The organism is Candidatus Mycobacterium wuenschmannii, from assembly GCF_030252325.1.
In the GTDB taxonomy this organism is placed as follows: domain Bacteria; phylum Actinomycetota; class Actinomycetes; order Mycobacteriales; family Mycobacteriaceae; genus Mycobacterium; species Mycobacterium wuenschmannii.
This window is the reverse complement of sequence record NZ_CP126981.1, coordinates 3,915,477-3,938,103: the sequence shown is the minus strand read 5'-3', so window position 1 is coordinate 3,938,103 and position 22,627 is coordinate 3,915,477. Positions and strand designations below refer to the sequence as shown.

21 protein-coding genes and 1 pseudogene are annotated in these 22,627 nt (G+C 65.8%); 2 read left to right on the top strand and 20 right to left on the bottom strand.

Annotation, left to right across the window (positions count from 1 at the left end; translation table 11 throughout):
- Positions 1 to 126 precede the first annotated feature (126 nt).
- On the top strand, positions 127 to 1,668 hold the full coding sequence (locus PT015_RS18990) for a PE-PPE domain-containing protein (protein WP_285186490.1): 1,542 nt from the start codon (positions 127 to 129) through the stop codon (positions 1,666 to 1,668).
- 63 nt (positions 1,669 to 1,731) lie between these two features.
- Here PT015_RS18990 and PT015_RS18985 read toward each other — a convergent pair whose 3' ends face one another.
- From PT015_RS18985 to PT015_RS18950, 8 genes are all read right to left on the bottom strand, one after another.
- Positions 1,732 to 2,595, bottom strand: a complete 864-nt coding sequence (locus PT015_RS18985) for an SDR family oxidoreductase (RefSeq protein ID WP_285186489.1) — start codon at positions 2,593 to 2,595, stop codon at positions 1,732 to 1,734.
- Between the two features lie 50 nt (positions 2,596 to 2,645).
- Positions 2,646 to 4,064, bottom strand: a complete 1,419-nt coding sequence (locus PT015_RS18980) for an aldehyde dehydrogenase family protein (protein WP_285186488.1) — start codon at positions 4,062 to 4,064, stop codon at positions 2,646 to 2,648.
- An 80-nt stretch (positions 4,065 to 4,144) separates the two neighbouring features.
- The gene (locus tag PT015_RS18975) at positions 4,145 to 5,083 is read right to left on the bottom strand and encodes a class I SAM-dependent methyltransferase (RefSeq protein WP_285186487.1); all 939 of its coding nucleotides are present in this window, start codon (positions 5,081 to 5,083) and stop codon (positions 4,145 to 4,147) included.
- Positions 5,080 to 6,054: a class I SAM-dependent methyltransferase gene (locus tag PT015_RS18970; protein WP_285186486.1), complete on the bottom strand. Its 975-nt coding sequence runs from the start codon at positions 6,052 to 6,054 to the stop codon at positions 5,080 to 5,082. The genes PT015_RS18975 and PT015_RS18970 overlap by 4 nt, the downstream gene beginning before the upstream one ends.
- A gap of 63 nt (positions 6,055 to 6,117) precedes the next feature.
- Positions 6,118 to 6,753, bottom strand: a complete 636-nt coding sequence (locus tag PT015_RS18965) for a TetR/AcrR family transcriptional regulator (protein ID WP_285186485.1) — start codon at positions 6,751 to 6,753, stop codon at positions 6,118 to 6,120.
- Positions 6,754 to 6,807: 54 nt separating this feature from the next.
- The gene (locus PT015_RS18960; protein ID WP_285186483.1) at positions 6,808 to 7,776 is read right to left on the bottom strand and encodes a pirin family protein; all 969 of its coding nucleotides are present in this window, start codon (positions 7,774 to 7,776) and stop codon (positions 6,808 to 6,810) included.
- A gap of 76 nt (positions 7,777 to 7,852) precedes the next feature.
- A complete protein-coding gene (locus PT015_RS18955) occupies positions 7,853 to 8,392 on the bottom strand; it encodes a Dps family protein (protein ID WP_285186481.1) in 540 nt (179 codons plus the stop codon).
- 41 nt (positions 8,393 to 8,433) lie between these two features.
- Entirely contained in the window at positions 8,434 to 9,348 is a 915-nt protein-coding gene (locus PT015_RS18950) for a DNA-3-methyladenine glycosylase family protein (RefSeq protein ID WP_285186480.1), read from the bottom strand.
- A gap of 128 nt (positions 9,349 to 9,476) precedes the next feature.
- On the opposite strand from PT015_RS18950, the gene PT015_RS18945 reads away from it, so the two are divergent.
- Entirely contained in the window at positions 9,477 to 9,833 is a 357-nt protein-coding gene (locus PT015_RS18945) for a nuclear transport factor 2 family protein (RefSeq protein WP_390888036.1), read from the top strand.
- Here the strand turns inward: PT015_RS18945 and PT015_RS18940 are convergent.
- From PT015_RS18940 to PT015_RS18885, 12 genes and pseudogenes are all read right to left on the bottom strand, one after another.
- Positions 9,830 to 10,201 (bottom strand): DUF427 domain-containing protein, encoded by a 372-nt coding sequence (locus PT015_RS18940; RefSeq protein ID WP_285186478.1) that lies wholly within the window; start codon positions 10,199 to 10,201, stop codon positions 9,830 to 9,832. The two genes, PT015_RS18945 and PT015_RS18940, sit on opposite strands and share 4 nt — an antisense overlap.
- A 67-nt stretch (positions 10,202 to 10,268) precedes the next feature.
- A complete protein-coding gene (locus tag PT015_RS18935; RefSeq protein ID WP_285186475.1) occupies positions 10,269 to 11,816 on the bottom strand; it encodes an MCE family protein in 1,548 nt (515 codons plus the stop codon).
- A pseudogene (locus tag PT015_RS18930) lies at positions 11,816 to 12,940 on the bottom strand (MCE family protein). The gene PT015_RS18935 and the pseudogene PT015_RS18930 overlap by 1 nt, the downstream one beginning before the upstream one ends.
- A 104-nt stretch (positions 12,941 to 13,044) precedes the next feature.
- The gene (locus PT015_RS18925; protein ID WP_285186474.1) at positions 13,045 to 14,586 is read right to left on the bottom strand and encodes a virulence factor Mce family protein; all 1,542 of its coding nucleotides are present in this window, start codon (positions 14,584 to 14,586) and stop codon (positions 13,045 to 13,047) included.
- Between the two features lie 6 nt (positions 14,587 to 14,592).
- Complete coding sequence (locus PT015_RS18920; protein WP_285186473.1) at positions 14,593 to 16,119, bottom strand: MCE family protein; 1,527 nt, start codon at positions 16,117 to 16,119, stop codon at positions 14,593 to 14,595.
- A complete protein-coding gene (locus PT015_RS18915) occupies positions 16,116 to 17,156 on the bottom strand; it encodes an MCE family protein (protein ID WP_285186472.1) in 1,041 nt (346 codons plus the stop codon). Before PT015_RS18915 ends, PT015_RS18920 begins: the two co-directional genes overlap by 4 nt.
- Positions 17,153 to 18,364 (bottom strand): MCE family protein, encoded by a 1,212-nt coding sequence (locus tag PT015_RS18910; protein WP_285186471.1) that lies wholly within the window; start codon positions 18,362 to 18,364, stop codon positions 17,153 to 17,155. Before PT015_RS18910 ends, PT015_RS18915 begins: the two co-directional genes overlap by 4 nt.
- Before the next feature lie 3 nt (positions 18,365 to 18,367).
- A complete protein-coding gene (locus tag PT015_RS18905) occupies positions 18,368 to 19,237 on the bottom strand; it encodes an MlaE family ABC transporter permease (protein WP_285186470.1) in 870 nt (289 codons plus the stop codon).
- Between the two features lies 1 nt (position 19,238).
- Positions 19,239 to 20,006, bottom strand: coding sequence for an MlaE family ABC transporter permease (locus tag PT015_RS18900; protein ID WP_390887861.1), 768 nt, complete (start codon positions 20,004 to 20,006; stop codon positions 19,239 to 19,241).
- 241 nt (positions 20,007 to 20,247) lie between these two features.
- Positions 20,248 to 20,901 (bottom strand): C39 family peptidase, encoded by a 654-nt coding sequence (locus PT015_RS18895; RefSeq protein ID WP_285186468.1) that lies wholly within the window; start codon positions 20,899 to 20,901, stop codon positions 20,248 to 20,250.
- 132 nt (positions 20,902 to 21,033) lie between these two features.
- On the bottom strand, positions 21,034 to 22,077 hold the full coding sequence (locus PT015_RS18890; protein ID WP_285186467.1) for an NAD-dependent epimerase/dehydratase family protein: 1,044 nt from the start codon (positions 22,075 to 22,077) through the stop codon (positions 21,034 to 21,036).
- A complete protein-coding gene (locus tag PT015_RS18885) occupies positions 22,074 to 22,577 on the bottom strand; it encodes a nuclear transport factor 2 family protein (protein WP_285186466.1) in 504 nt (167 codons plus the stop codon). Before PT015_RS18885 ends, PT015_RS18890 begins: the two co-directional genes overlap by 4 nt.
- Positions 22,578 to 22,627 lie beyond the last annotated feature (50 nt).

Sequence of the window (22,627 nt, the reverse complement as noted above, 5' to 3'; positions counted from 1 at the left end):
GGCACACTCAACGCCTACACCTATAGATAACTTAATTTTCGCCAACGAAAAGCTGTGTATTTCTCAGACAACGCCCTCCAAGCGGAGTAAAACATATGGCGAATACTCCCGCCGAAAGGTCGCCTCATGTCTTCTCGCACGCTTCGTTTCATGGGTCTCGGGATGGTCGCCGCAGCCGGTGCCGGCTTCCTCAGCCTGGCCGCGATGACCAACCCGGGCCACGCCCGCGCCGACGACATCGGTCTGGTGCTCGGCGGCAGCGGCACCCCGATCCCGGGCAACCTCTACGTCGAGTCCGCGGCGGGCCATTACCTCTTCCCGACCTACGGCACTGACATCTCGTTCTATCAGGGCACCCCGACGAATCCGTTCGGCGAAGGCCTCTACACACCCGAGGGCCTCTACCCGCTGACCGGTGTGCACACCTTGCCGCTGAACTACCCCGCGGGCACCGACGGCTTCCCCTCGGAGAGCACCTCGGTGGGCCAGGGCGCGACGATCCTGACCAACACGATCGAGTCGGAGATCGCCAACGGCAACACGGCGACGGTGTTCGGCTACTCGCAGAGCTCGACAATCTCCAGCATCGTCATGCAACAGCTGGCGGCCGATCACATCTCGTCGGACGACGTCCGGTTCCTCTTGGTCGGTGACCCGAGCGCGCCCGACGGCGGTCTGCTGTCGCGCTTCGACGGCTACACCGACATGGCCGGCATGGCGCACAACCTTCAGCTGAACCTGCCGAGCCTGGGCGTCGCGTTCGACGGCGCAACGCCGTCTGACGATTACGTGACCAGCATCTACTCGATCGAGTACGACGGCTTCACCGACTTCCCGAAGTACCCGCTCAACTTCCTCGCCGACCTCAACGCGTTCCTAGGCATCCAGACGCTGCACGGCCACTACCTCGACGGCGGCAACGGGACCGGCGGGCTCGGCACCGGACCGTCGCTCGCCGACATCGCCAACGCGACGCATCTCCCGACGTCGACGGACGTCTCGACCGAGTACTACATGATCACCACGCTCGGTGGTACGGACACCGTGCCGGGCGCCGAGATCACCCCGCCGCTGGTCGCGCTGCTGCCGGCCCCGCTGCAGCAACTGCTGGGTCCCGACCTGACCTACCTGATCAACCTGGGCTACGGCGACGGTTCTCAGGGTTGGGCCGACGGTCCCGCCGACGTCAACACCCCGTTCGGTCTGTTCCCCGACGTGAGCATGTCCGAAGTGTTCTCCAACCTGGCCGCCGGCTGGCAGCAAGGGCTGGACAACTACGCCGCCTACATGTTGGACCCGGGCGCGGTCGACCCGACGGTGGCCGATCCCGGTGCTGGACTGGACTTCTCCGCCTTGCTGGAGAACCTGGCGGCCGATCCCACGGGTTTCTTCACCGACTTCGTCAACGCACTCACGACCGCGTCGTCGGCGCTGTACTCCACGCTGTTGCCGACGGCGGACATCATCAACGCGCTGGTGACCAGCATGCCCGCCTACGACTTCGCGCTGTTCGCGGACAACATCGCCAACGGCGACCTGCTCGACGCGATCGGCTTGCCGTTCGCCGCCGACACGGCGCTGTTCACGCTGGCAGGAGGCTTCGAACTCGAGGTCCTGCAGAGCGCGGCAACCGACATCACCAACGCGTTCGCGGGCCTGTTCTCGTAAGCGCCTGACAAAGAGAAAGGCGCCGCACCCAGCGAGGGGGCGGCGCCTTTTTCTATGGCTGGGTCAGCGGATGGAGAAGTTGGCCGCCTTTGCCGCGGACAGGTCGTCGATCTCGCCCCAGTGCGAGGCGATGTCGTCGACCGATGGCGGGGTCTTGAAGGTGACGCCCTCGTTCTGGAACAGCGCTGTGCGCTGCACCTTGCCGCCGCCGACGATGAAGATCGAGCCACTGTCGGGCACCTCTTCGGTGACCAGGTAGGCCACCACCGGCGCCACGTACTCCGGCGTCAGGTTCTTCAGCACCTCCGGCGGCAGGATGTCCTCGGTCATCCGGGTGGCGGCGATCGGCGCCAGCGCGTTGGCCTTGATGTTGTACTTGGCGCCCTCCTGGGCCAGCGTGTTGATCAGGCCCACCAGGCCCAGCTTTGCGGCGCCGTAGTTGGCCTGCCCGAAGTTGCCGAACAGTCCGCTGGTGGACGTGGCCACGAGTACCCGGCCGTAGCTCTGCTCGCGGAAGTGCGGCCACGCGGCACGAATCACGTTGTAGCCGCCGTAGAGGTGCACCTTGAGCACCGAGTCCCAGTTCTCGTACGACATCTTGTGGAACGTCCCGTCGCGCAGGATGCCCGCGTTGCTCACGATGCCGTCGATCTTGCCGAACTCGTCCAGCGCGGTCTTGACGATGTTCTCCGCGCCCTCGGCCTCGGCCACGCTGTCGTAGTTGGCCACCGCGCGACCGCCGGCGTCCTTGATCTCCTTGACGACGTCGTCGGCCATGTTGTGTCCGGCACCGGTGCCGTCGCGGGCCCCGCCGAGGTCGTTGACGACGACGCTGGCGCCTTCTTTTGCGAGGGTCAGCGCGTATTCACGCCCCAGACCACCACCGGCTCCGGTGACGACGACAACGCGATCCTGCACTCCGGGCATGAACTTCCTATCTCTCGATCTTCATTGACCTGCAAGGGAATTGGGACAAGCTAGAAAAGCCGACGGGCCAGCTTCCACGCCTTCTCCGTGTAGGGCGGGTAGATGAAGCTGGCAATGTCGGGGCGGGTCGGCTTGGTCAGCACCGACTTGCGGTGGCTGAACTCCTCGAAGCCGAACTTGCCGTGGTAGGCGCCCAGCCCGGACGGGCCGACGCCGCCGAACGGCAGCTTGTGCGTGGCGAAGTGGAACAGTAGGTGGTTGACCACCATGCCGCCCGCCGGCACTTCCTTGATCACCCGTTCGCGAACGGCCTTGGCCTTGGTGAACAGGTATGCCGCCAGCGGCTTGGGCCGCGAGTTGACGAAAGTGATTGCCTCATCCAGGTTCTGGACGGTCACGACCGGCAGGATCGGGCCGAAGATCTCGTCGGTCATCAACGGCTCGTCGGCGGACGGGTCGACCACCACGGTCGGCTGGATGTTCAGCTTGGCCGGGTCCGAACCGCCACCGATGGCGACCTTGCCCTGCGTCGCGGCCAGCGCGGTGGTGAGCCGGTTGAAGTGCCGCTCGTTGACGATTCGCTTTCCGCCAGAGGCGTTTTGGGCCTCGAACGTGCTGACGGCTTTCTGGATCTCGTCGACCAACTGGTCACGGATCGGCGCCTCGGCCAACACATAGTCGGGCGCGATGCAGATCTGTCCCGAGTTGATCAGCTTGGTCCACGCGATGCGCTTCGCGGCGACCTTGATGTCCGCGTCCTTCGAGACGATGACCGGGCTCTTGCCGCCGAGTTCGAGGGTCACCGGAGTCAGGTGCTTGGCGGCGCCCTCGTAGACCTTACGGCCGATCTCGGTGCCGCCGGTGAAAATCAGGTGGTCGAAGCCCTGCGCGATCAGTTCCTGGCTGACCGAGCCGTCGCCCTCGATCACGGCGATCGCGTCGTTGTCCAGGTAGCGCGGCACCAGCTCGGCCATCAACGCCGACGACGCGGGTGCGACCTCAGAAGGCTTGAGCAGCACCGTGTTTCCCGCAGCGATCGCGCCCGCGGCTGGGCCGAGCGTCAGCGCGAACGGGAAGTTCCAGGCCCCGATGATCAGCACCGTGCCGTAGGGCTCGTACTCGACGAAGCCACGCCCGGGCAGTTGCGACATCTCCAGCAGGCGGTGCTTGCGCTTGGCCCACTTCCCGACGTTCTTCGCCGCGTAAGCAGCCTCGCCGGAGGTGCTGGCGACGTCGGCCAGCCACGCCTCGAACGGCGAACGGCCGAGGTCCTTTTCGAGCGCCTCGGCAACCTTGGCCTCGTTCTCGACCATCAGTCGCTCGAGCGCGCGCAGTTGTTCCTTGCGCCATTCGATGTTGCGGGTCCGACCGGTGGCGAAGGTCTGGCGCAGGCGCGCCACCGTCTTCGCGACATCGGAACCGGCGGCAGGAGCAGCGGGTGCAACCGGAGCGGTGATTTCGGTGGTCATGGGGATCCCTTCCTCGACCGACGAAATCCCAATCCTAATCAACCACCCGGTTGGGCAACAGGGTCCCCCTGGCTAGCCCCTCACACGCGTTCGGCGGTTACGAACTGCGAGAATGCCTGCTTGTCGTCGGCCGACGGCACTCCCTCGACCCAGCGGTTCAGCCGGCGCATTTCGTCGTCGGAGCTCTGCGCGGTGGCCCGCCAGCCGTGCTCGTTGAGCCAGGTGGCGACGTCGGCGCGCGCCTCGTCGCGGTACATCAGGTCCTGGATGTCGACGTTGCGCTCGATGCCGAGCTTGGCGGCGACCCGGTCGAGACGCTCCCGCATCTCCTGGCGACGCTCGTCGGCGTGGTTGGCAGCGGTCTCCGCGGCGATCCGGCTACCCGGCGCGCTCAGCTCGCCGATCTGGGTGAACAGCCGGTCCTGGGCCTCGGCGGGCAGATACATCAGCAGGCCCTCGGCCAGCCACGCCGTCGGAGCCTTCGGGTCGAAGCCCGCCGCGATCAGGGCCGCCGGCCAGTCCTGCCGCAGGTCGATCGCGACCTCATGACGGTTGGCCGACGGCGTCGCGCCGTGCGCGGCCAGCGTTGCCGCCTTGTACTCCAGCACCTTGGGCTGGTCGATCTCGTAGACCGAGGTGCCGGCCGGCCAGTCGAGCCGGTAGGCCCGCGAGTCCAGACCGGACGCCAGGATCACCACTTGCCGGATGCCAGCCTCGGCGGCGCCGGCGAAGTGCGCGTCGAAGAAGTGGGTGCGCACCGCCTGATAGCCGCGCATGTGCTCGAAGACCGCGGCGGCCTCGGCGTCGATCTCGGCGACCTTGTCCAGCAGGTCGCTGTCGAGCATCTTCTCCCAAACCCCGGTGCCGGCCTCGGCGACCAGGATTCGCGCGAACGGGTCGCGGATCAGCGGTTCGGGCTTGTCAGTCTCGGCGGCGCGGGCCGCGGCCACCATGACAGCGGTGCTTCCGACGCTTTCGGTGATGTCCCAGGTGTCGTCGTGGCTGCGCAGGGTGCTCATCGCGTCTCCTCGTCGTTGTCGTTTCGGTCGCCGCCGAGTTCGGCGCTGAGCAGTGTGGTGGTGAAGGCCTCGTCGACCAGGTCGGCGGGAATCGCCCGGCCCAGTCTCGCCATCTCGTCGGTATTGCTGACGGCGTCGACGTGCCAGCCGTGCTCGGTCAACCAGTCCGCGGCATTCGCCCGGTCGCCCCCTTGGTAGGTCAGGGTCTCGACGTTGATGTCCAGGCCGAGTCGCTGACGCATCCGGTCGAACCGGGCCCGCCGCGCGACGCGACGCGCCTCGCTGTCGGCGGCGCCCAGGCTGAAGGCCTCGACGGCGACCCGACTGCCGGGCGCGCTCAACCCGGTCAGGATGTCGAACAGCCGGTCCTGGGCCTCGGCCGGTAGGTAGGGCAGCAGGCCCTCGGCCAGCCACGCGGTCGGCTGATCGGCGTCGAAGCCCGTCGCCGTCAGCGCGGCCGCCCAGTCGTCGCGCAGGTCGATCTGCACGGTCCGGCGCTCGGCCGTCGGCGCGGCCCCGGCCGACTCCAGCGTGCTGGTTTTGTAGGCGACGACCTGCGGCTGGTCGATCTCGTAGACCGTGGTGCCGACGGGCCAGTCCAGCCGGAACGCCCGAGAATCGAGACCAGCCGCGAGAATGACCACCTGCCGGATGCCGGCCGCGGCGGCGGCGGCGAAATAGGCGTCGAAGTAGTGGGTGCGCACTGCCTGGTAGTCAACGGCCAGCCGGTGTGCCCGGCGGCCGTGGTCGTCGTCACCGATCCACTCCAGCGACGTCGCGAGCCGCGCCCAAGGCTGCCCGGCGGTTGAGACCAGCAGGTAGGCGAAGTCGTCACGGATCAGCGGATCGTCCGAGCCGGTCTCGACTGCACGCGCGGCGGCCACGCTCAGGGCGGTCGCGCCCACACTTTCGGTGATGTCCCAGCTGTCGCCTTCGGAACGAACTGAGGTCGCGTTCTGTACATCAGTCATAGCGCCATCATGTTACCTAGTAAGTTAGGCAACCTATATGGTTCTGTGTGCTACATCACTGCGTCAGCCAGGAGGGGTTGCGAGGCTACGGGCCAGCAACAGTTTTAGCTGGTCAGTGATGGCGTCGAACTCGTCACGACTACCGACGAAGCCCGCGTAGAAGCCGACCCCGAGTAGGACCGCCAGCAGCATTTCGGTGAGCGCCACGGCGTCGGTGTCCGGGTTGAGCTCGCCACTCTGGATGCCGTCATTGATCGCCCACAGCAGGAAGCTCCGCGTGGTGCTGACGGAGTCGCTGCCCGGCCTACTCAACTCCGGATGACGCTGCGACTCCAACGTGGCAGCGATCAAAAAGGCCGACGCGGCGTGGTTTTCGATTTCGCCCTCGATGGCGGCCTCGATGAAGGCCGACACCCGGCCGGTCAGGGTGGTCTCGCTGCGCGCCCGCTGGGTGCTCGCGGCGACGAGCGCCTTGTTGGTCTCGTCGAGCACCTGCCAGTACAGGACGCGCTTGTTTGCGAAGTAGTGGTTGATCGCGGGCCGGGTCAGGTCCGCCCGGACCGCGATCGCCTGGAAGGTGGCGGCGTCGTACCCGCGTTCGCTGAAGACTTCGCGCGCCGCGCGCAGAATGCGCTTACGCGTCTCGGCCGCCTTTGCTGCTGGGGGGCGACCCGGCCCCCGGCTCGCGGGCTGCACCACTCTTCGATTGTGCCATAGCTCACACCTGCGGCTGCCACATAATTGACAGCCTTGTTAGCCACGGTGCGGCATCAGGCCGTTGATCGGGACGCTGCCGAACTTGCCGGCCTGGAAATCCTCGAGCGCTTGGACCACCTCGGCCTTGGTGTTCATCACGAACGGGCCGTAGTGAAAAACCGGCTCGCGGATCGGTTGCCCGCCCAGGATCAACACCTCTAGCGCGGGCACCCGCGACTCCTGCGACGGCGCGGCGTCGACGGTGATGCGGTCGCCGGGACCCAGCACGGCCAGTTGACCTTGCTCGATCGGATGCGCGATCGGTCCCACCGATCCGCGCCCGGCCAGCACGTAGACCAGCGCGTTGTAGTCCCGGTTCCACGGGATGTTGAGTCGCGCGCCAGGTTGAATCGTCGCGTGCGCCATGGTGATTGGCGTGTGCGTGACTCCCGGCCCGTGGTGGCCGTCGACCTCGCCTGCGATCACCCGGATCAGCGCGCCGCCGTCGTCGGAGGACAGCAGCGCGACGTCGTTGCCTTCGATGGCCTGGTAACGCGGCGTCGCGAACTTATCCTTCTTCGGCAGATTGACCCAGAGCTGGATGCCGTGAAACGTTCCGCCGCTTTCGACCAGTTCGGCCGGCGGCGTCTCGATGTGCAGGATGCCCGCGCCCGCGGTCATCCATTGGGTCGCGCCGTCGGCGATCAGCCCGCCGCCACCGTGCGAGTCCTGGTGCGCGAACCGGCCGTCGATCATGTACGTGACGGTCTCGAAACCGCGGTGCGGGTGCCAGTCGGTGCCGCGGGGCTCGCCCGGCTGGTACTCGATTTCGCCCATTTGATCCATGTGGACGAACGGGTCCAGCGCGGCGCGGCTGACGCCGTGAAACGCCCGGACCACGGGAAATCCTTCGCCCTCGTGGCCGCGCGGGCCGGTGGTCACGGAGCGCACCGGGCGCTCGGTGTCGACAGGGCCCGCCGCGGTCACGCGGGGCAGGGTCAAGGTGTCTGCGGTGATGGCGGGCATATCGGGCCTCCTCGAACTTTGGATACCCGCTATAACCGGACCGCGGTCCGATTATTCCGCTACCACCTTCGGCGCCTCATCGCGCGGCTTTGGCTGCCCCGGCTTCGGTGGACTTGCCCCCGTGGGTCAACCCGCCACCGGCGTTCTCCAGATGCGCCCGGACGAACCACTGGAATTTCTCCAACTCGGCGGCGTGGTCGATCAGGATGTCCTGGGTGACGGGGTCGAGAGTCTCGGTCTCCTTGATGCCCTTGCGGGTGTCCTCGATGACGCCGTTGTAGACCAAGTCCAGAGCGGCAAGGTGAGCCTGCACGGTGTCGCGGCTCACCGAGTAGTCGTCCCAGGTGCGGTCCTTGAGGATGGCACCCGGCGTGCCCTGCGGCGATCCGCCGAGTGTGGCGATTCGCTCGGCCACCTCGTCGGCGTATCCGCGGACCAGGTCCACCTGTGGGTCGATCATCTCGTGCACACCAATGAAGTTGGGCCCCACCACATTCCAGTGCACATGCTTGAGCGTCAGATGCAGGTCGTTGTAGGTGCTCAGCTGCTTCTGCAGTAAGTCGGTGATCTTGGCCCCCTGCTGTTCGGTCAGGCCGGGAACGGTGAATTGAGTCATGGCCGGCGAGTACCCGAAGACCGCGACGAGTAACCCCGTACCTATAGCGCGCGGATGTCCTGCAACGGCAATCGCGCCCCGCGCCGCGGCTCGTAGGCCAGCCCGCTGGCGTACAGCAGACACACCACGCGGTGCCGGTGCGGCCGCATCGGTTCGAGAAGTTCGACCATCTCGTCGTCGGTGCCCGCACGGCCGAGAAATGTCCAGCCGATCATCTTCGGCACGTGGTAGTCGCCCACCGACAGCGCGTCGGCGTCGCCGAACGCCCGCTGTGCCGTCTCGGCAGCCGTCCAGATTCCGACCCCGGGCAGCGACATCATCGCCTCGCGGGCCTTGTCTGCCGGCCAGGAGGCGAGCCGCTCCAATGATTGGGCGCGCTGTGCGCATCCGACGACGGTACGGGCCCGGCCCGGATCGACGTTGGCTCGGTGGAACTCCCACGACGGGATGCGCCGCCACACCTCGGCCGCGGGCGGCACCCGCATGCGCGCCGGCGCGGGTCCGGGCGCGGGCGTCCCGAATTTCGTCACCAGCACCCGCCAGGCACGGAACGCGTCTTTGCCCTGTACGCGCTGCTCGAGCACGGCCGGAATCAACGCTTCCAGCACCCGGCCGGTGCGGCCCAACCGCAGGTGCGGCGCCCGCCGCTGGGCTTCGACGACGATTGGGTCGACCGGCACGAAGGCGGACGGGTCATCGTCGGCGCCGAGCAGGGCCGGGAGCGCGTCGAGAAACTCGTCGGCGCCGCTCCCCCATGCCGTGCAGTCGACCGCGTTGGGCGCTGCTCGGGTGATCCGGGCGGTCACAGATCCGCTGTCCAACAAGCTGGTTCGCCATATCGCGCCATCGGCGCCGATCTGAAAGCAGGGGTCGCCGGGCCCCCAGCGCAGCGGGAAAAGAGTGTTCCTGGGGGTCACCGCACTGGGAAAAGTCACCGTGCGAGCGCTACTGGTCATCTGCTCCCGCCGCTGCTCGATCCCATCGATCATAAGTCCGGCCGACGACATTGACCGGCCACCGGCTTTCGCGTCAGGATGACGAAGTGACCACGCCCTTCGACGATCCGTCCGCGGAGTTGGCGTGGATGTTTCTGCAGTGCCTGTCGGAAGGCAGTGATGTCGACGAGTGCTTCGAGCTGCTCAGCGACGACTTCAGCTACTGGAACATCGCGACCCGCAACTCGGTCGACAAGGCCGCCTGGCGCGACGAGGTCGAGCGGCGCAAGAGCCGCGTCGAGGTCGAGCTGGATTTCATCCAGTGCTTCAACGACGGTGAGAGCGTGGTGATCGAGGCGGAAGCCGAGGGCGAAACCGTCGACGGCTTGCACTACAGCAGCCCAGCAGTGTTCATCTTTCACACCCGGGACGGGCTCATCTCATCGCTGCGCGAATACAGCGACACCCAGTTGACCGCCCACGTCTTCGGAACGGCCAACGCCTAGCCGACGGTGATGTCCGCCTTGTCGGGGTAGAACGCGACGTGGTCGACGATCTCAGCCACCGCGGGGTAGGGGTGTTCGTAGAACCAGACCGCGTCGTCGACCGTGCCGCCATCGGTGGTCACGCTGTAGTAAGCGGCGTCACCCTTGAACGGGCAGTAGGTTTCGGTGTTGGTGCGGGTGAGCACATCGTGAACGACATCCGCGAACGGAATGTACTGCACCGCAGGATAAGTCGATTCCTGAAGCTGCAACGCTTCGTGGGTGTCGGCGACGACGACGCCGTTCACACGTACTACGACGCGCTTCCCGGTCGGGGTGATCGTGATCGGGTGCTCGGCGGTGGGTTCCAGAACGGGTCGGCTGGTCATGACGCTGTCTCCTCACAGGCGAATAGCTGATTCAACACTGCCAGGCGCACAAGATTCCCGCCGCGGGTCAGCCGGCCGGAGCGAGCATGTCCTTCCAGCCGTTGTCGCCGGTGTGGCGCGAATCTTCCAGCGAGTAGGTCGTGCCGTCGGGGCCGACGACCTGTCCGCTCTGCGGCACGTAGATCGCGCTGGGGCTGGCCGGCGTATAGACGCAGGGGTTGGGTTGCTGCCCGTTGCATTGCACCGAACCCGAGCCGGGTCGCTGGAGTGGATCGCTGACCATCGGCGGGGACGCCGGCAGGCGATCCGCGGGCAGCGGGTTCATCCCGTTGTTGACCGACGGCGCGGGTATCACCTTGCCGGGGTCGACGGGCTGATCGCAGCGCGCGCCCGGCGCCGGGCAGTTGCGGATCTGGTTCGGGTCGCCGTACCAGGGGTTCGTGCCCAGCGGCACGTACGGTTTGTTGTCGCGGCATTCCTTCGGCGTCGCCCGGCGCTTGCCGGGGACGTCGGCGCAGGGATAGTTGCGGGCGCCGCGCACGTCATTGGCCTGGGTGTCCTGTGGGATCTTGCAATACGTTCCGGCCGGTAGCGGCGCGGTGCTGGTGTCAGCAGGCGAGCGCCATTCCGAGGCCGGCAGGAAGCCGGTGAGGCAGGGCGGCGGATTGTTCAGCGACAGGTCGAGATTCATCAGCACCGCGCCGGGCGCCGATGCGATCAGCGTCTGCGCCACGGATCCGACCTCCGGCAGGAACACCAGCAACTGCTCGGTGCCCGCGTTGTAGCGCTTGAGCATGTCGGCGACGACTTCGAGGTTGGCGATCGTCTGCGGCAACGACTCTCGGACATCGCTGAAGACGCTGTTGACCTGATCGGCGGTCGGAGCGCCCTTGGCCAACAGGCTCTGCAGGTGTGGATCGCTGTCGGCGATCTGCGCGGTGAGGACCTTCAGGTTGCGCGACCACTGCGCAATCGAGTCACCCGACTCGACCTGACTGTCGATGATCGGCGCGGAGTTCTGGATGATGTCGTCGACGTCGGACAGGTTGGCCTCGAAGTCGCCGACGATCGACTGCGTCGAATCGACGAGTCGTTGCAGCGCGGGGCCCAATCCGCCTACGGCCAGGGATGTTTCGTCGAGCAGCGAGGCGATCTTGTGCTTGGGTAGCACCGACAGGCTACGGTTGGCGGCGTCGAGGGCAGGCCCGATCTCGCTGGGCACCGTGCCCTTGGTGATGGTCTGGCCCGGCGAGAAGTACTTCCCCGGGTCCCCGGTGGACACCAGGTCGACGTACTGCTCGCCTATCGCAGACACCGAGTGCACGTTGGCGGATGCGTCGGTCGGGATCTTGTAGCGGTCGTCGATACTCAGCGTCGCCCGCACCCCGCGCGCCGTCGGCTCGACCTTGGTGACCTTGCCGATCTGGATGCCCCGATAGGTCACGTTGGCGGTCCGGTAGAGGCCACCCGAGGCCGGCAGCTCCGCGATCAGCCGGTACTGGCCGACGCCGAGCTGGCTCGGGATGCGCAGATAGAACCAGCCCAGCGCGATCAGTGCCGCTAATGTCAAGGCGCCGAACACAATCAGCTGTGCGCGAATGAAACGAGTCAGCATTATTCGCCTCGCTCCACCGGTGCATCAGCCGGGTTCGGCGTGAAGCGGATATCGGGAACCATCGTGTTGAGATCACGGCCCCAGGACTGCTCGAGCGCACGCAGCGCCCCGGAGAACCCGGTTCCGGTGAATATCGCGTTATCCACCGTGCTCAACGTCAGGTCGAGTGCGCCGGAGACGTTGATGTAGTCGCCACGAACGATTTTCGGCACGCTGTCGACGCTGAACGGTGGTTAGAGCAGCAGCGTGAGCGCGTCGACCAGATACGGCGCGGCGCGGCCCAATTGCTTGAGTGGCCGCTGCAGATCCTGCAGATCCTGATGCAGGTCGGCGCGCGACGCCTTGAAGGTCTGATCTGTGACGTAGCTGACCCGGCCGACCGCCTCCACGGTGTCGGCGAACAAGTCGCGTTGCTTGTTGAAATGTTCGACCAGAGGCGGAAATTCGGTGAGAGCACGGTCCAGCGTGGCGGTTCGGTCGACCACCCGCGTCAGCAGTCGGTCGGTGGAGGTTATTGCCTGGCGGATGTCATCGCGCTGGTGGTTCAGTTCGGTCGCGAAAGTGTCCAGTTTGCCGAGGAAGTCGCGGATCTGCTGGGCGCGTCCGGCCAGGATCTTGTAGACCTCGTCCTGGATCACCTCGAGATTGGGGATGCCGCCGCCCCGCAGCACCATGGCCAAGCTGGCCAGGGTCTGCTCCGTGGAGGGATACGTCGACGAGTTGCTCAACGCAATGGTGTCGCCGCTCTTGAGCATCTGCGGCGACGGGTCCGACGGTGCTGCCAGTTCGACGTGCTGCGAGCCCAGCAGGCTCGTCTGGCCGATCTTGGCCGTGGCGTTCCGCGGCAGCCGGACACTCTTGTCCAGGTCGACGGTCAGCGTGGCGACCCAGTTCTTCAGATCGATCGAGCGCACCGTGCCAACGAACACGTCGGCGACCAGGACACGGCTGTTTCCGTTCAGCGCCATCGTGTTTGGCATCTGAACATAGATCTTGTAGGAGCCCGGCCCGCTGCCCGGGCCGCCCGGCAGCGGCACGTTGGCAATGCCGCGCCAGTTCCCGCACGATGTCAGCAACACCGCGGCGGTGAGCACAGCAAGCGCACGTTGCGCCATGCGCCTCATCTGCCGACTGTTCGGCTTGCTCCTCGCGCCTACGGCGCTCGTCGAGCGCCACATCTGCCGACTGTTCGGCTTACTCCTCGCGCCTACGGCGCTCGTCGTGCGCCTCACGGGTGCGCCTCCGCTGCGCCGAGCGGCAGACCGGCCGGTGGCGGCGGCCCCGGGGAGGGCAACGGCTGCGGATACCACGGCGGCGGCAGCGGGTTGTTCTCGTCGTAGGCGTTCGGCGGTCCGGTCATGGTGTGCCCGGCCGGCGGCGGAACGATGTCCGGACCGCCCATCAGCTCCCCTAGCGACTCGGCCGTCAGCAGATTCCTGGTGGCGGGCTGAACCTGCACACCCTGCATCCCGGGTGCGACGATCCACCCCGGCTCCGAATTGCGGTGCGACCATTGGGTATCCGGCGAGAAGATACCGGGGACCGTGGTGTCCTTGAAGCCCGGTGGCGGTTGCAGGCGCGGCTCGGAGCATGCGACGTTCTTGGGCAGCGTGTCCGCCGCGCTGAACAAGTTGATGCCGTACGGAAAGTAGTTGAACTTGATCGCATCGAGGATCGGTGCGAGGTACTGCGCACAGAGCTCCGCGGAGTCCTGATAGCCGAGCCGGCTGCCGGCCTGGATCACGCTGCAGATGAACTCCATCGGGTTGGCGAAGTTGGTGAATGCGGCCACGCCACTGAGGCTTCCGTGCGCCGGCTCATAGATCGCGAGGACGTTGGCCGCCATGTTCGGCAGGATGTGCAGGGCGGTCTCCAGACCGTCGCGCGGCTCGGGTTGCATGATCGCGGTAGTCAGGTCGCCCAGGTTGTTGACGTCGTGAGTCAGCGATTCACGGTTCTCGTTCAGGAAATTCTGCGCGGTGGTCAGCAGGCTGTCGGTATCGCGAATCGCGTTGGCGGCGGACTGATCTGAGCTCACGAGATTGTCCGACAGTTGCTCAAGGTCTTTGTTCAGCGCGACGAACTGCTGGTCGTCCTGATGGAGCGCATTGACGAACGTCGCCAGGCTCTTCAGCACGGAGAAGAAGTCGCCACGCCCCTCGTCGAGGGTGCTCAACGCGTTCGACAAGCTGTTGAGCGTGGTGTTGATCTGCTGGCCCTTGCCATCCAAGCCGTCGGCGAATGCCTCGATGACGTCTCCGAACGGCCCCTTCGGCTGCTCCTTGCTGGGTCCGAACTTGTCGATGATGTGGGTGACGCTGTTGCGCAACTCATCCCACTCCACCGGCACCTGGGTCCGCTCGATGGGGATCACCGCATTGTTGGCCAGTGCCGGACCGCCCTTGTACGCCGGCTCGAGCTGGATGCTGCGGGAGGCCACCAGTGTCGGGTTGAGCACCACCGCCGAGGCGTTGGCCGGCACCTTGTACTTGTTCCGGTAGTGGAACGTCACCTTCATCCGGTCGCCGGTCGGTTCGATCTTGTCGATCGCACCGACCCGGATGCCCATGATCTGGACCTTGTCCCCGGTGTAGAGGGCGTTCACGGCCGGGAAGTAGGCGACCACGGTGTTGTTGGTCAGTTTGTCGTAGAGCCGCCAACCAAGCAGGCCGGCAACAAGTCCCACGATCGCGACGATCGAGCTGACCACCAACGCTGTGCGCGACACGTGCGGCAGCTGGAGCTTGCGGATGTCGAAGATTGTGCTCATCGTCCGTTATCCCCCGTTCCCGCCGGGCGTGAGGAATGGAGCCGGTAGTTGCGGGCCGGGGCCCGGTGGCGGCGACGGCGCGGGTGCGACGGCGGGCGGCAGCGGAGCGGTGGGGACGAAGCCGTCCCGTCGCGCCCCCGGCGGCGCTTTCGGCGGCAGCGGCACCGGTATGCCCGGCGCGTTCGGCACCGGGGCGCCAGGCAACCCGGCGTCCGGCACGCCCGGGGACGGCTGCGGGCCCTGCGGGTTGGGTGGTAACGAAAGTACCTCCGGCAGAATCGGGTATGGCCCGTTGGGACCGAATGGGCCCTGGTTCTGGTCGACGCCCGCACACGGCAGCGGATTGCCCGGTCGCGGCGACATCTCCGCCGGCGGCGCGTACGAGCACGGTGAACCGGGCGCCACGGCGGGTCCCGGGTGATCCGGGGTGCCCTCGAGCACCCGCGGCGCCGGCGGCGGCGCGCCGTTGGGGAACCGCTTTCCATTCGGGTCCGGGTATCGGAATGCGGGCAATCCCGCACTACGCCAGAAGTTTTCGGGATCGATACCGCGCTTTTTGAATGCCGCGTCGACCCACGGCTGCAGGATCTGGTACGGCAGCAGGTTGCCGATCATCACCTTGAAATACGGTCCCGACCCGACGGCCTCGCTGAGTGCCGCGGTGTAGTTGCGCAGTGTGTTCAACACGGATACCAGGTCGTTCTTGTGTTGTGCCAGAACGTCGGTGACACCGCGTAACTGCTCGAGCAGGTGGTGCAGGTTCGGGTTGTCGTTGATCAACCCCTGCACTTGGGTCGAGAATGCCGACACGTTGGCCAGCAGCGCCGCGATCGCCTTGCCACGCTCGTTGAACGCGGCGAGCAAGGTCTGCGTGTTGCGCAGCAGGGAGTTGATCTGCTTGCTGCGATCGCCGAGGACACCCGCAACCTTGCGGGCCTCGGCCAGCAGGTGTTTGAGCTCGTCGTCACGTTTGCCGATGATGTCGGAGAACTTGGACACCCCGTCGAGCGCGGCACTCAGGTGCGGATAAGTCTGATTGATGGTGCGCGACAGCACATTCAGCGACTCTTTGACGGTGTCGATATTCCAACCGGAGGCGGCGTTGGTGACGTCGAAGAACGCGTCGTACACCTGATAGGGCGTGGTGCTCTGGCCCAGCGGCAGCACGTCGTTCGGTTGCAGTACCTTGGCACCCCGGGGCTCGATCTCGAGAACCTTCTTGCCCAGCAGGGTGTCGGTACGAATCGACACCCGGCTCTCGGTGCCGATCGTGTGCGTGCCGGTGGTGAACCTCATCAGGATGTGGTCGCCGTCGATCGACATGTCCTGGACGGTGCCGACGTCTTTGCCGACGATGCGCACCTTGTCACCCTTGCTGACGCCGGCCGAGTCACTGAATTGGGCGTAGTAGCTCGCGGTCGCGAACAGCACGGGCAGGCTGCCGAAGCTTTGCCCCACACCGACAACGAGGACCACGATGGCGATGGCCAGCGTTCCGACCCGGACCCGGTTGGCGGGCTGCAGTGTTCTCATTGCAGCGTGCACCTGCCCGACGGCTGAGTGAGCAGCTTGACCGAGCGAACCGGCCCGCCCGGCTGCAACCCGTTGACCTTGAGTGAGAGGTCGCAGAGGTAGAAGTTGAAGAAGTCGCCGTAGATGCCGGCGGCGCGGCCGATGGTGTTGAACGCCGCGGGGACCTTGCCCACCAGATCCCCGACCCGCTCGCGTTCGTCATACAGCGGCCCGGCAAGGGTTTCCAGATGGGTGACCGCGTTACGTACGAGAGCCCGGTTGTCGGCGAGCAGGTCGGCCACCGTGCCCGCTGCGTTACTGATGTGCGCGGCGCCGTCGGCAAGCGGGGAGGCTCGATCCTTCAGGCCGGTGATAAGACCCTCGAATTTGTCGATGGTGGAGTCGAGTTGGTCTTGGTGGCGTTCCGTGGTGTCCAGCACGGTGTTCAGGTTGTGGATCACGTCGCCGATGGTCTGGTCGCTCTCGGCCAAAGTCTCGGTCAATTGCGCTGTCTGGTCGAGAATGTCGTTGATGGTGCCGCCCTCACCCTGGAAGACGGTGATGATCGACGACGCGATCGAGTTGACCTTCTGCGGATTCAGAGATCGGAATAGCGGCTTGAAGCCGCCGATCAGGGCATCGAGGTCGAGCGCCGGCTGGGTGCGCGACAGCGGGATGAATCCGCCTGGCGGCAGCGTCTTTTCGGCATTGTCACCGGTGCCGCGGCTGATTTCGAGGTAGCGGTTGCCGATCAGGTCCTGGTAGCGAATCTGCGCGGTGGTCGACTGATAGAGCTGCACCGAGCGATCGACCGCGAACTCGACTCGAATTCGCTTGTCCCCCTCGACGAGGTCCACCTTCTTGACTTTGCCGACCTCCACGCCGGAGGCTCGGACGAACTGGCCCGCCCGCAGCCCGCTGGCGTTACTGAATTCCGCGGCATAGGTATTGGTGCGGTCGAAGCGAATCTGCCCGAACACCACGACAATGATTGCGGTGAAGAACAATTGGACAGCCACGACCGCAGCGAGCCGGGCGACGGTTCCGCGCATTTTCATGGGTTGATCGTGTACTCCCCGTACTGGCGGCCCCACACGTACTCGTTGGCCAGCGGCTGGCCGAGTTCGAAGTGGTTGTACGGCGCGATGCTGTTGCCGGAATCCATCACCAGGTAAGGCGCCGGCCACAGGTCGCGGGTGATCGGCTGCCAACATCCCGGCTTGCCGAATGGTCCGCCTCGGCCGTTCACTCTGGGCAGGTTGTCGGGGTACACATACGGATTCTCCGAGCCGGTGATCGATACACCGAGTTGAGCCGCGTAGTGGTTACCGCTTTCGAGCTGTGCGACCTTGGGGGCGACGTCGGCGAAGTTGCGGATGGTGCAGAACGCCTGCGGACTGTAGGTGTCGAGCAGTTTGGCGGTCGGCTTCAGGTCAGCCGCAAGGCGTTCCAGGTAGGGCTGGCTGCGCGTGAACACGTCATTCGCGTTGTTGGCGAAGCCAACCGCCGCCAGGAGTGCCGCGTCGAGTTCGGCCTGGTGATGGTTCAGCGTGCGGGCGGTGGTCACGGCGTTGTCGATGGCGTCGAAGAGGTCGGGCGCCGCCTTGGCGTAGGTGTCGGCGAGCGCGGCGAGTTGGCGAATGTCGTGGTGGATCAACGGCATCCGCGGGTTGACGTGGTCGAGAATCTTGTTGCCGTTGACGATCGACTGGCCGAACTTGTCGCCCAGGCCGCTCAGCGCTTGCGCCGCGGCGCTGAGCGTCATGTTCACCTTGACCGGGTCGACGTTGTCCACCAGCCCGACGATCGTCTCGAAGACCGTGTTGAACTCCGTCGTGACCGACGTCGCATCGATCACCGTGGATGACGTAATCGGTTGCGGTGATGGATCTTTCGGCGAAGTGAATGACACGTACTTGTTGCCGAAGACCGTGGTGGCCTGGATCTTCGCGACGACGTTGCTCGGAATGAGGTCGACGAACTCGGGGTCCACGTCGAGGGTGAAGCGCGCAGCCGGCTTCCCGCGGTGCTCCACCTCGGAGATGCCGGCCACCCGGCCGATGCTCACTCCGTTGTAGGTGACCTTCGAACCCTGGTCCATCACCAAGCCGGCGCGCGCAGCGAGCATCGTGAGCGTGGTCTTGGGCGTGAAGTCGCCGCGAAACTGCCCGTATATCAAGGCAAGTAGCACCGCACATGCCACGAAGAGCCCGATACCAGCGGCAGTGTCCGGCCAGGTCTGGACCTTACGCTCTTTCGTCGCCACCGCTCACACCGTCAGATTGAAGTTCGGGTCGACGCCGTACAGCGCCAGCGACGTCAGCAGGACGACGATCACGGTGGACACCAACGAGAAACGCATCGACCGGCCGACCGCCTCACCGACGCCCACCGGCCCGCCACTGGCGGTGTAGCCGTAGTAGCAATGCGTGATCATCACGATCACCGCCATCACGATGACCTCGCCACCGGACCAGAACACGTCCTCGGTGCGCAGGAATGTGCGGAAGTAATGCTCGTAGGTGCCGGCCGACTGACCGTAAAACAGTGTCGTGACAACCTGTCCGGACAGAAACGACATCACCAGTGCCATCGCGTAAAGCGGTACGACCACTACCAGTCCGGCCATCAGTCGGGTCGAGACCAGGAATGCCACCGACTTAATGCCCATGACTTCGAGCGCATCGATCTCTTCGCTGATCCGCATCGCGCCCAGTTCCGCGGTGGCGCCGGCACCCACGGTCGCGGCCAGCGCAACGCCGGTCACCACCGCGGTGACGTCCCGCACGTTGGCCAGGGCGGCGAAGAACCCGGTGAACGCCTCGACGCCGATGTTGCCCAGCGATGCGAACCCCTGGATGGCGATCAGCGAACCACCGGACAGCGTCACAAATCCCACGATCGCGGCGGTTCCGCCGACGACGGCCATCGCTCCGGTGCCCATGCCGATCTGTGCGATCAGGCGCAGCGTCTCGCGACGGTAGCGGCGCAGCGCCCACCCCGTCGACCACGCACTGTTGACCGAGAACCGGGTGAGCTGCCCGGCTCTGTTGATGCCCCGGATCGCACCGCCGCCATAGTGATTGACCCGGGCTACCGTGCGCGGGTAGCGCGCGCGAACGACGGCAGCGGTCGACATCTCAGCGACCCGTTCCGAACCGGACGCCGATGGTGGTCAGCACGACGTTGACCGCGAACAGCGCGAGCACGCAGAGCACCAGGGTTTCGTTGACGGCGACACCGACACCCTTAGGTCCGCCTTTGGTCGTCAGTCCCCGATAGCAGCCGACCAAGCCCGCGATCGCGCCGAAGATCGCGGCCTTGATGGTCGCGATGAGCACCTCGGGCAGACCGGTGACCAGGGTCAGGGTCGCGAGATAGGCCCCGCCCGAGACGTTTTGGAGCTTCACGCCGAACAGGAATCCACCCACCAGGCCGATGGTGATCACGGTCCCGTTGAGCAGCGTCGCAACGACGGTTGCGGCGGCCACCCGCGGTACCACCAGCCGGTGAATCGGATCGATGCCGAGCACCTCGAGCGCGTCGATCTCCTCACGGATGGTGCGCGCGCCCAGATCCGCGCAGATTGCCGTCGACCCGGCGCCGGCCACCACGAGCACGGTGGTCAGCGGGCCGAGCTGGGTCACGGCGCCGAGCGCAGCACCCGCACCCGAAATATCCGCTGCGCCAAAGGCTGCCAGCAACGTGTTGAGGGTGAAGACGATCAGGACGGTCAGCGGAATCGAGACCGCAATGGTGGGTAGCAAAGCGACTCGGGTGATGAACCAGGTCTGGACGATGAACTCGTTCCAGTGAAAAGGCGGCCGGAACAACGCTTTTCCGGCGAGCGTACACATCCGGGCGAACCCGCCGACGGTGGTCAGCGGCGGGATGAGCTGGTCGCGCACGTACCCAACGAGACCGACGGGCGCCGTTGCCGTCACCCTCGCATCACGTGTCCGGTGTGCGAGCCCGTCCGCGGCCTCGGCGCCATCCGCGGGACGCTACCATACCTTTTGGTATGGTAGCCAGAGTTCAACCTGGCGGCATGCATCAGCGCACTGGCCACTGCTTCACCATGCGTCACACTATGTAACAAGAATCACTGCGGTTACATCAGACACGCGGAGTTTGCTGTCGCCAAAACAGTCAGCGCGTGATGGTGGCCGCTCGCCGGTTCGTCGCCCAGGCCTGCTCGAAGACCGCGATCGGGACGACCTCGTTGCGGCCGGTAGCGATGGCGCTGTCGTTGAGATGGACCATCCCGGTCCAGGTGTCGATACCCGTCACGACGACGAAGTGGTCGGCGATCTCGCGATGCGCAGGCCGGTTCCAGAGAGTTTCGGCATTGACGTGCGCGATGATCCGACGGCCGGTCCCTAGCATTCGCTTCAACCCGTCGATGTCGGTACGCATATTCTCCGCGGTAATTCCGTAGTGCCCGAGCAGTATTGGCACATCCTGAATGTCGGTGAAGCCCCACGGCTGCCAGATCGAGCCGGTGCCGGAGACGCTCGGCGTTGTCTCGGCCATCGTCGTGACGTCCTGTTCGGACGGCTCGCGACCGGTGATTTCACCGACCACGTCCGCCACCGCCAGCTCCGCGCAGTCGGAGGTGTGTTGTTCGCGCCAAAACCGGGCCGCGACGGCCGGTTCGCCGAACACCCCCGGCACGTGCCCGACGTCGACCGCGGCCGGTGAGGTCGCCGGCAAGCCTGCCGCGATCGCGTATAGCGCCGCGACCAGACCGCACGCCCGCGCGAAAGCGCCACCGCGCGCGTGAATGTCGACCCGACGTGCCATCGTTCTTCCCTCACCAGGAGCCGGCCATACGCCGGGTTCGATCGCACATTCTCAGTCGCCGGAGGGCCGCGGCGATACAGGGATTTCCCTTGCAATTCCCGGAAGATGTGGCGTCGGGACAGCCGGCCGCCGTCAGTCTGCGGGCGCGGCCCTACTACTGCGCTTGGCATTCTTGATGCCGGCCCAGAATCGCGCCGCCTCGCGGATCGACTCCTCGACCGGCCTTGGTTCCCAACCCAGTTCACGGGTGGCCTTGCCGTGATCGACTGGCGCCTCGGCCCGCATCATCCGCACGGACTGCATGCTGAGTTCCGCGTCCTTGCCCGTCAACCGGGCGCGCAGGCTGCCCAGCAGGCCCATCGCATACAGCACGGGTACCGAAATGGACCGCCGCGGCGCGGGCACCCCGGCCTCGTCGGCCGCGATCGCGACCACATCCTTGAGCGCGATCATCCGCTCGGAGATGATGTATCGCTCGCCGTTGCGGCCCCGTTCCGCGGCCATCAACATGGCCTTCGCCGCGTCGTCGACACCGACGACCTCGAGCTGGATGCCGTTCATCGTGAAGGGCAGTTTGCCGAAGACCGCACCCGCGATGAAGGCGCCGTGCGGGGTGCGGCCCCAGTCGCCGTCGCCGTAGGTGGTCGACACGCACATGGCAACGGCGGGCAGACCCTTCTCGGCGGCGTACTGCAGCACCAGGTCCTCTGCCTGAACCCGGGATTCGACGTACGGCGTGAGATTGCGGCGGTCGATCCGCTCGTCCTCGGTCGCGACGTGGCCGTGCCGCCGGGCCATCGTCGCATAGGTGCTGGTGAACACGAATCGGATCAGCGTTTCTGAAATCTGTTGCTCGACAGCGACATTCAGGACGTTACGCAAGCCCTCGACGTTGGTGTGAAACAGCGGGGCCGGGTCCTGCAGCCAGGCCCGGGTGTCGACGACGCAGTAGTACACCTGGTCACAGCCCCGCATGGCCTCACGCACGGTGGCGGCATCGAAGACGTCGCCGTGGAACCGGGTGACATCGAGATCGTCGATGTTGCGGGTGTTCGCATTCGGGCGGACCATGACGCGAACTTCGGCGCCGGTCGCCACGAGTTGGCGCGTGACGTGCGAGCCCAGGAACCCGTTGGCGCCGATGACCAACTTGGGCTTACTACTGGCGCCGCTCACTGCATGCCGCCGTAGGTCTGCATCCAGCGGGCCGCGTCATCGTCCAGCGTTCCGAGCTTCTCCGCTTTCTTGCACCATTTGACGCCGGCCTGCAGGAAGCGCAGCGGGTTGTAAATGTCTTCTTGCTGCGACCACTTCCCGTCGCCCGCGTAGGTGACGATCGAGATGTTGGTGGCGCTGATGATCGTGCCGTCCCCGGGATCGCGCATCGGGTTGTCCAACTCGCAGATGATCCGGCCGGTCGATTCGTCGATTACCGACCACAGCGACGGGAACTCGGTCATGTGACTGCCCGGGAAGGTCGACATCGTCGCGCGGATCCACGTTCGAACCTCGTCGCGGCCCTTCATGGTGCCGGCGGCGTGCTCGATGTAGTCGACGTCCGGGGTGTAGTGCTGCACCCACTCGTCCCAGTTCTGGGTTGCGGCGGCGTGGGCGACGGTCTGCTCGAATGTGGCGAACGCGGCGGCGAGTTCGTCACGGCTGAAAACAGGCTTCACCCGAGAAACTAGAACACGTTCTACCGCGGTTTGTCGAGCATCTGGATAAT